At 59.3% G+C, this 9,298-nt stretch carries 7 protein-coding genes, 1 pseudogene and 1 other annotated feature; of the genes and pseudogenes, 2 read left to right on the top strand and 6 right to left on the bottom strand.

Features of this window, described 5'->3' with window-relative positions; all coding sequences use genetic code 11:
- Positions 1-58: 58 nt before the first annotated feature.
- Positions 59-313 (top strand): helix-turn-helix domain-containing protein, encoded by a 255-nt coding sequence (locus tag AX725_RS05535; protein ID WP_449469943.1) that lies wholly within the window; start codon positions 59-61, stop codon positions 311-313.
- Positions 314-373: 60 nt separating this feature from the next.
- Here the strand turns inward: AX725_RS05535 and AX725_RS20395 are convergent.
- From AX725_RS20395 to AX725_RS05510, 4 genes and pseudogenes are all read right to left on the bottom strand, one after another.
- Positions 374-1,296 (bottom strand): annotated as a pseudogene (locus AX725_RS20395) (IS3 family transposase); the annotation flags it as partial.
- Positions 901-1,015: a sequence feature (AL1L pseudoknot), on the bottom strand. It overlaps the preceding pseudogene by 115 nt.
- A 524-nt stretch (positions 1,297-1,820) precedes the next feature.
- Positions 1,821-4,211: a TonB-dependent receptor gene (locus tag AX725_RS05520; protein WP_156442047.1), complete on the bottom strand. Its 2,391-nt coding sequence runs from the start codon at positions 4,209-4,211 to the stop codon at positions 1,821-1,823.
- Between the two features lie 401 nt (positions 4,212-4,612).
- Positions 4,613-5,923, bottom strand: coding sequence for an APC family permease (locus tag AX725_RS05515; protein ID WP_082737508.1), 1,311 nt, complete (start codon positions 5,921-5,923; stop codon positions 4,613-4,615).
- Between the two features lie 324 nt (positions 5,924-6,247).
- A complete protein-coding gene (locus AX725_RS05510; protein WP_066114704.1) occupies positions 6,248-7,435 on the bottom strand; it encodes a trans-sulfuration enzyme family protein in 1,188 nt (395 codons plus the stop codon).
- Positions 7,436-7,528: 93 nt separating this feature from the next.
- On the opposite strand from AX725_RS05510, the gene AX725_RS05505 reads away from it, so the two are divergent.
- Positions 7,529-8,464, top strand: coding sequence for a LysR substrate-binding domain-containing protein (locus AX725_RS05505; protein ID WP_066114696.1), 936 nt, complete (start codon positions 7,529-7,531; stop codon positions 8,462-8,464).
- Positions 8,465-8,664: 200 nt separating this feature from the next.
- Here AX725_RS05505 and AX725_RS21190 read toward each other — a convergent pair whose 3' ends face one another.
- Positions 8,665-8,928 carry a RidA family protein gene (locus tag AX725_RS21190; protein ID WP_202184358.1) on the bottom strand — a complete coding sequence of 88 codons (264 nt, stop codon included), beginning with the start codon at positions 8,926-8,928 and terminating at the stop codon, positions 8,665-8,667.
- A 97-nt stretch (positions 8,929-9,025) separates the two neighbouring features.
- Positions 9,026-9,298, bottom strand: a 273-nt coding sequence (locus AX725_RS05495; RefSeq protein WP_156442045.1) for a Tn3 family transposase, incomplete at its 5' end; no start/stop codon positions are given.

The following is a 9,298-nucleotide window of genomic DNA, read 5'->3' as shown; positions in this document are numbered from 1 at the left end:
TTCGCTATCCGTTCGCCCTTTCCGTGCAGATACGTCACTTTCGTGTAGTCACCCCCCGATGGCCAATCTGATGCTCTCGGTCATGGGTGCGTTTGCTGAGTTCGAGCGCGCCCTGATCCGCGAACGGCAACGCGAAGGCATTGCGATCGCTCGGCAGCGCGGCGCCTATCGGGGGCGGAAACGGTCGCTCTCGGATGAGATGATTGCCGATCTGCACCGCCGCGTTGCCGCCGGTGAACGCAAGGCGACCATCGCGCGCGACATGGGCATCAGCCGCGAAACCCTCTACCAGTACCTTCGCGCCGCTGCCTGACACCAATGTTCACATTATGTCCGGAAAATCGTTGTTCAGCGTACAAAGCTTGAGGTGACGCCTGTCACTGTGATGGATCAGCCCGTCCTCGGCACTTGGCCTGCGGGCATGGATCGCCTGTTCCAATGCATCGAGCACGAAGCCCGCCGTGGCGCTGGTGCTGACCTTCCAGCCCACGATCCGCCGGGCGAAAGCATCGATCACAAAGGCAACGTAGACGAACCCCGCCCAGGTGTGGACGTAGGTAAAATCGACCACCCACAGAGCGTTCGGCCGGCTGACGCGGAACTCGCGGTTGACCTTGTCGAGCGGGCACGGCGCCTTCGGGTTGCTGACGGTGGTGACCGTCGTCTTGCCCCGCCGCACGCCTGCCAGGCCCATGGCGCGCATCAGCCGCTGCACGGTGCACTTGGCGACTGCCACCCCTTCGCGGCGCAGCTGATGCCAGACCTTGCGCGTGCCGTAGAGACCGAAGCTGGCATCGTGAACACGCTTGATGGCCTCGCGCAGCTCGTCATCGCGGCGGGCACGAGCCGGTCGCCTGCCGGGATCGGCAAGCCGGGCAGCATGCTCGTGATAGGAGGACGGGGCGATCGCCAGTTCCCGGCAGATCGGCTCGATACCCAGATCCTCGCGGTGCGCGTCGATAAACGACATCACCATTTGCCGTGGCGGTCGAGCTCCGCCTGCGCAAAATATGCCGAGGCCTTGCGCAGGATCTCGTTGGCGCGGCGCAGTTCCTTCACCTCGCGTTCCAGCGCCTTAACCCGATCCCGATCGCTGGCGGCCTGCGCCGCTGGTCCCGCTCGTCGGCTCGCCTCCTCGCGACACCAGCGGCGCAGCGTCTCGGTCGTGCAGCCCACCTTGGCAGCAATCGAACTCATCGCCGCCCACTCCGACGGGTAATCCCCTCGATGCTCCTCCACCATCCGCACCGCACGGTCGCGAAACTCAGGCGAAAACTTGTTCCTCGTAGCACTCATCGTGGCTCCTTCTCACAAATAGGAGCCTCCGGAAAACCCGGGACGCTTCATCCTGAGCCTAATGCTTGTGCGCGGGGTAGCAAGTACCAGGTAAAGCTGTTCCACCAAATAAGGAAGGTCTATCGCCTGCTTCTCAAGTGCCGTAGCGGCGGGGCAAACAAGCATCGCAACTACGGGTGCTAGGCATCGATACCCGCAATATGTCATGGTCCTCTGACAAACACCAGATTGGCTGCGACACAGGCGGCAAGGTGCGGGCTGCCTTTTCTCTCGGCCGCTACGATCGCGGAATAATGGGCTTCGTCGCCACCACTGCCGGCATACACGTTGAAAACGTGCACAATTTTATTGCAGCCACCCGGCCACCCGTAATCCAAAGGTACGGCCAGAACGGTTGTACTACACCAACTCCGTTCATCCGCTTCAGGCACTTGGAGTAGAGAACTCACCCTGCGCGAACACATCAACTATCCAACCGATGCGGAACTGACCGGCAAGCAAAAAAGCGACGCTACCTTTTGGTATTAGAACGTTTGCCGCGCAGTCACGCCGAAGGTGCGTGGCTGGCCGATGTTGAAGCCGAGCCGCGCCCGACCGCCACGCTCGCGGTCAAACGAAAGCAGCGGGTTCTCATCAAACAGGTTGTTGACATAGGCCGTAAGCGACAGTCCATTATCCAGTTCAACCCCGGCGCTGAGATTGACCAACTGGTAATCCGGCAGCTCCAGATCGACCGTGGTCGACGCACTCGCCGGGGCGCCGCCGAAGGGCAAACCGTGGACGAAGGTGCGCGGGTTGTTTTCCTGATCCGACGGCTGCGTGAAGCGCGATCCGACATGCTGGAACGATCCGGTCACGAAGGCCGTGGTCGAGGCGTCGAGGTCCCATTCGTAGCTGCCGCTGGCCGAAAGCTGAAATTCCGGCACCGAGGGCAGGCGGTTGCCATCGCGGATCCCGGTCGCGCTCGCCAGCACGCCGGGCAGGGTGCTGTTGAATTCCGACTTGATGTAGCTGCCGGACAGGTTGAAGTTGAGCCCTGGCGAAGGCTCGACACCCAGCTCGGCCTCGATCCCGGCGGCGAAGGCCTCGGGCACGTTGAACACGATGCGCGACGAGCAGCTGCCCGCATCGAGCGTCACCTGAAGGTTGCTGATGTCGTTGTAGAAGGCGGCGGCGTTGAAGGTGAAGCCGGTGCCCTGGGTCTTCACGCCGAGTTCGTAGTTCCAGAGCTTTTCATCGCCATAGTCCTGGAAGCCGCCGAACAGCGCGAGGTCCTGCGCGTTGCACAACGGGGTGTTGAGCGGATCGTTGACCCCGCCAAGCCGGAAGCCCTGCGCGGCCTGGGCGTTGATCGTGACATCGTCGCTCGCCTTGTAGCTGAGCAGGAAGCGCGGAGTGAAACCGTCCGAGGCGGTCCGATCGACCACGCCGGCATCGCCATTGGCGAACAACCCGCCGGTGGTGATGGTGCGGGTTTCCTCGAAGTCGTAGTAACGCCCGCCAGCGGTAAAGGTCAGCTTTTCGGTGATGTCGTAAGTCGCTTCGCCGAACACCGCGAGTTGCTTGATATCGAACGGCAAGTCGGAGTTGAACGGCGAATTGGCCGGGAAACCATTCGCGACTGCCGCCGAAGTGCCCGCGCCCAGCGTCGTGTCGGTGAAGGCGTCATAGCCCGGGGTGGGCAGGCGCTGGCGGTAGTCGCGGTTCACGTCGGAATAGAAGGCGCCGAGCAGCCACTGGAACGGGCCGTCATAGTCCGAGGCAAGGCGCAGTTCCTGCGTGAAAGTCGAAAGGTCGGTCGTGTCGCGCAGGTTCGAGGGCAGCACCACAGCTGCGTCGGGGAACCCGAGATCGACCGAGACCGAACCGGTGAGCGCGCTGGCATCGCGGCTAACGAGGATGTCGCGGTTGATGTAGGAGGTGACCGAGGTGAGATCCATCGACCCGAGGCCGATCTTGACGGTAAGGTCGGCGATGAAGGTTTCGTCCTCGAAACGCTCGGGCAGAAGCAGGAACTGCTCGCGCTCGCCCAGCTGAACTGCGGGCCGCGTGGTGGTGAAGCGGTTGGCGAAGAGGTTGTAGATTTCCTGCCGGTTGAAGCCGCCAACCTCGATCTTCTGGTAGATCACGCGCGGGGTGATCGAGAGGTTGTCGGTGGGCTCGAAGGTGAGCGCGATGCGGCCGCCGTAGCGCTCGCCATCGTTGACGTTCTCGCCGCCGCCGGGGCCCTGTGCGTCGATGAAGCCTGCATAGCGGGTGTAGTAGCCCACCGCGCGGATTGCGGCGGTATCACCCAGCGGCACGTTGACGGCGCCCTTAAGATGCCCGCCGACATTGCCGCCATCGATTACATTGACGTTCGCTTCCAACTGCCCCTCGGTCACGCCAAGGGTCGGTTGGTTGGTGATGTAGCGGATCGTGCCGCCGACGGAGCCCGAACCGAACAGCGTGCCCTGCGGCCCGCGCAGGGTTTCCACGCGGTTCAAGTCGAACAGGTCGATATCTGGCGTGAACAGCGACAGCGAGATCACGGATTCGTCGAGATAGACGCCGACCTGCTCTTTTACGCCAGGCTGGTCGCGCACGACCTGCCCTGCGGAAATCCCGCGGACCGAGACCTGGCTCTGGCCCGGCCCGAGGTTCTGGATGGTAAGGCCTGCGACATTGCGCGACAGATCCTCAAGCGTCACCGCTCCCGAACGCTGAATGTCTTCCTGCGTCTGCGCGTTGATCGAAAACGGCACGTCCTGGATTGTCGTGTCGCGCTTGGTCGCGGTGACGATGATGACATTTCCCTCATCAGCTTGAACATCGTCAGTCGCAGCATCTTGCGCCAGAGCGGGATTTGCGATCAAAATGGCTGCGGTCCCTACCAGCAACTGGCTGATGTAGGTCGAACGATTTGTAGCACCCATCTTCATTTGCCTCTCTCCCGTCACGCAACTTTTTTGGTTAGATCTTCTCACAGCGCGTGCATCGCTCGCACAAGGCGCTCACTACAACAAGATCGCTCCCGACGTCGTTTGACATTGTGCGGAATGATCGTTGCAATCAAGCAACAAGGGACCAGTGCTAAACTGGGCTCACTTGTTCAAGCGATCCGCTCTTGCTTCGGAAGTAACACTGAATGGTGCGTCCTGGCTAAATCACAGCCGTTCCTTAGTTGTAAGACCCTCCCCGCATTCGGCCGCATTAAAGGTAACCCGAAAGGTGGCGGTGCTTAAGCGGGACATTTTCATCGCTCTTGGGGTATGATCATGTAGTTACGTCAGAGCCATCCGCCTGGTCCTCAAGTCCAAGTTCAAGTTGAGTTGTGTCAAGACCGATCCGTGGGCTTGCGACGGCGCCAAGTCGATAGCCAGAAAATGACTGTTCCGACTCCCACAACGAGCCCTGCAATAGAGAAATTTTCAAGCGTAGAATGGCCGATAAGCCAGAGCGTAAGGGCAAGGCCGACAGCAGGAATGGCCAGGCCACCGGGCAATTGAAACTGGTCGGGTTGAGCTGGAATCGTTCTCTCGATCCGGCGTAGAGATGCGATGCACAGGACATACACCAGCAGACGTACGAAGGTGCTGAGCGTCACCAGCCAGACAAAACCCTGCCCTACTGCTAGCGCGAAACACAAGATGCCGCAGAATATAATCGAGTTGACCGGAGATCCCGTTTGCTCGCTCACCTCGCCGAACCACGCCGGCAGACTTCCATCGCGCGATAGGGCAAACGTCAGTCGAGGGGCTGTTACGAAAGACGTGAGGGTACCTCCTCCGACCGAAAATACCACCCCGACAGCCAGGATCGCAGCACCAGTTGGTCCCATCAACCTGCCGGCGAGATCGATCAGAGGAGTCTCGCTTGCGCCTAAGTCGGGGCCAACCGATACAGCAACCATCTGGATAAACGCATAGCACACAGCGATTGTCGAAACGGTTGCGACGAGCGTGCGCGGAATCGCCTGGCGCGCGTCCTTCGTCTCACCAGCATTAATCAGACTGAACTCGAACCCTATGAACGCGTACATCAAGATCAGCATGGTCTCGCCAAGCGTTTTCGGCTCCACGACTTCTGCACCTACGATGCGGCTCCATTCAATTTCCGGCAGACCAACAATCATTAATAAGAGCAACGGGAGCAGCTTGAGTGTGCTGATCATATACAAAGCAAGCATTCCTGCTCGCACGCCCGCAACGTTAACTAGCGTTGCAAGAAAAATGAAAGCTGCGACTGCAATCATCCTCGGCAATCCGCCCTCTAGCGGACTCCAAAGTGCCGACGAATAGCTAACGATGAGCGTCGCGCTTGCCGCGATAGCCGCGACACGGCTCACGTAAATTAGAAGGCCCGTCTGAAACCCCACAAACCGGCCAAATGCATAAGTGGTATAAACAATTGGGCCGCCTGTAATGTCGAAAAAACTAGCGGCGCGAGCTAAACTCAGAGCCACAGAGATAATGAGAACGCCGCACAACAGGAAAATCCAAGGGCTGAAATAACCGGACTGGGCGATTGCGATCGCCGGTAGCGCAAAGATCCCCGATCCGATCACCCCATTCATGGCGATAGTTGCCACACCAATCCGACCGATCTCGCGGCGCAACAGCGATTCCGATGTGGGCGGTTGATTCATGATAACTGTTCCTGGCTCGGCACGGAGTCTCCGTGACCGTAAAGTTTTGTTGCCATGATAAGATCATCGTCCGACGACACTGAGCTTTCACCTCACAGGCGAATTGACCCGGTCGAAATCGTCGCCTCACAAACTTTTAGCCAGGCTAGGAGAAGCCGGATACTCGATGGCTGCCCATGCTATTGGCTCAGTTGCGTTCCTTGTTACTGCTTTACAATTGTCCTTGTCTCGCCCGTACATGACCAACTGGCGAGGAATCTTTCGCTAAGCAGGGTCCAATTCGTGAAGGACTTCAGAGATTTCGCGACCATTGTTCATTCTTGTTCAATTGGTGATGGAGGGAGCTGGTTGTGCTGCAGCAAGTATGGCGAAGCCTTTGGTCAGGCTTTCAATCAAATCATCAGAGTGCTCCAGACCGATGCTGAATCGAACCAGAGGACCATCGTGTGAAACCTGCGTAACTGTCCGGGGGGGCAGAGCATCAAGCACAGCGACAACGCTTTTGGTTCCGCCCCAACTGGCGCCGATAGCAAACTGATCCATGGCTTCGATGGCCTTGGCTAGCAGCGGCCTGGTCCAAGGTTCGAGGAACAGCGTGAGCAGGCCGGTTGATCCGGAAAAGTCTCGCAGCCACTCTGCATGCCCCGGGTTGTGTGTCAGAGCCGGATGTCGAACCTCGCGCACGCCTGGCTGATCGGTCACAAAATCCAGCAGCGTTAGTGTGGTGCGTTCAATCCGTTCCAGTCGCACCGCCAACGTTTCAAGTCCCCGCAAAGCAAGGCTGGCTTCGTCAGCAGATACCCCTTGGCCCAGCATGCGCGCATGATCCTTGAGCAGACGGAACCGGGCTTCGTCGCGCAGGGCGATTGATCCCATCACCAGGTCGGAGTGGCCTGATATGTATTTCGAAACTGCACAGACTGAGATGTCGACACCCAGATCGAGCGGCTTGCAACGGAGGGGAGTGGCATAGGTGTTATCGGCGGCTGTCGGAATGCCGTGCTCCCTGCATGCTGCCGTGATCGCCGGAATGTCCTGGATTTCTAGGGTCATCGAACCTGGCGATTCCAGCCACACCAGCGATACGTCCTTGTCCAACAGTTCCGCAATGCGTGCTCCGCTCAGGGGATCGTAATAGACTGGCGTCACGCCGTAGCGGTAAAGCAGGATGTCAGCGAATGGACGAACCGTTTCGTAGACATTGTCAGGAAAAAGGACGCGATTGCCAGATTGCGACAGCGCGAGCGTGACAAGCGTGATCGCCGCAAAGCCCGAGGACACCACCATCGCGCGATCGCCGCCCTCGATAGTGGCGAGAGTTTTCTCAAGCGCCCGACTGGTCGGTGTTCCATACAAACCGTAGGAGTATCCATCATACAGCTGTGATCTGCGCGCTTGGTAGGCGGCGACATTGTCGAATACGATCGTCGATGCTCGGTGGACGGGCACCGACAGACTCGTGAATTTATCTTCAGGCACAACCATTTTCAGGCACTTCGTCTCGTCATTCATGCCTCTCTCCTTGCGCAGCACGCTATGCGCTCGCTTTGCTCAATTCAAATCCCTGTGTTGCGTTTCATTATGCGGATTTGTTATAATGGAACCATGAACCTCAGTCTGATCGAAGCCTTCAATGCGGTCATGCGGACCGGGTCCACAACGCGCGGGGCCGAGCTGCTTGGGGTGTCCCAGCCCGCCATCAGCCGTTCTTTGAAGCGGCTCGAGGATGTGACCCGGCTCAAGCTGTTCGAACGACAGGGTCCACGTCTGCTCCCAACACCGGAAGCTGAAATCTTCTACCAGGAGATCGCCGATACCTACGTCGGGCTCGATCGTCTGAGGCAAGCTGTCGCGCGGATCCGGTCAGTCGGCACCGGATCTCTCCGGATCGCCTCGTCGGCAGCGCTTGGCCTGTCGCTGATACCGCGTGTGATCAGCCTTTTCATCGAACGACACCCGGGCGTGACTGTAACCTTCGAGATCGCCAATTCGAGCATGGTTCGAAATCTCGTTGCAAGCGGGACCTATGACATCGGCTTGTGCGCCGATGAGATTGACACGACCAATGTCGTCGCCGAGCCATTTCTTACGACGAGGGGCATCTGCGTCATGCCGAGCGGCCACCCTCTGGCCAAGCTCGAAACTATCAAACCGGTCGATCTGGACGGCGTGGCGCTTGTTTCACTTTCACCAGATGATACGGCGCGCAGGCAGCTCGACGCGTCGCTGCGTCTGGTGGGAGCGCAACCCAAGGTTGTGGTCGAAACACAGTTCGGTGCTTCGGTCTGTCAGCTAGTAGCAGAGGGCGCGGGCGTTGGCCTCACCAACGCCGTTTCGTTCGTGGCGAGCCAGTTCGAGGCCCAAGGGCTCATTGCGCGGCCTTTCGAACCAGCGATCGCCTTTCGCGCGCTGATGATCCTGCCGCCGCATCGCGGCAGATCCCGATTGCTGGAAGATCTTCTGACTACGCTGACGGTTGAACGCGACTATCTTCAACGCGCGTGCGAAACGCGTTTCGGGGGCGTTCCGGACGGATCCTAGGCGCGCAGCATGAATTGCGCACTCACTTCGACAGCCACACCAAACGGCAGACTGGAAACGCCCACTGCCGCGCGTGCGTGGCGCCCGCTTTCGGCTAGCACGGTCGCAATCAGATCCGAAGCGCCATTGATGACCGTCGAGTGCTCGGTGAAGCCGGGAGCAGACTGGACGAACCCGCACAATTGCACGCAGCCCTCCAGTCAATCCAGATCGCCTTCGATCGCTTCGTTGAGGACTGCGAGTATCGCAACGGCGCATTGCTGGGCTGCTGCAACACCGCGGTCGATCGATGTCCCGTTTCCAAGTGTGCCAGCGATCAGACCATCATCCGTCCGCGGCAACTGGCCGGAAATCGTAATCAGTGCACCCCTGCGTGTGAAGGGTAAGTAATTGGCAGCCGCCGGGGCGACGTTCGGCATCTTGATTCCTTTTTCGGCTAGGCGCTGTTCAATCGAGCCTGTCACCGTGTTCCTCCAAGTGAGCGGGGCCGACGCTGCCCTAATGAGGGCATAGCGTGGATGGTACGCTAAACAACGCTAAGGGCGAACAATCAGCGAACGCTTATGCGACGCGGCTATCCGGCGGGAGATTGAGGGCCTTGCGGCCAGCGGAAGCGGCTGCGCGATCCCAGAGGAAATCGCCGGAGAAGGCAATATGCTCCCAACCCACGGGGGACGTATGGGCGAGCAGATAATCAGGCACCGCGACCGAGGTTGATCGTAGATGCTGGGCGGCAGCATCCATGTAGATCGTGTTCCAGTAGACGATCGCGGCGATGACTAGATTGAGGCCGGATGCCCGATATTGTTGCGCCTCATGGCTGCGGTCGATGAT

Source organism: Blastomonas sp. CCH9-A1 (genome assembly GCF_001557175.1).
Lineage (GTDB): Bacteria > Pseudomonadota > Alphaproteobacteria > Sphingomonadales > Sphingomonadaceae > Blastomonas > Blastomonas delafieldii_A.
Note: the sequence above shows the minus strand (reverse complement) of the source record. Positions and strands in the feature narration are given on the sequence as shown.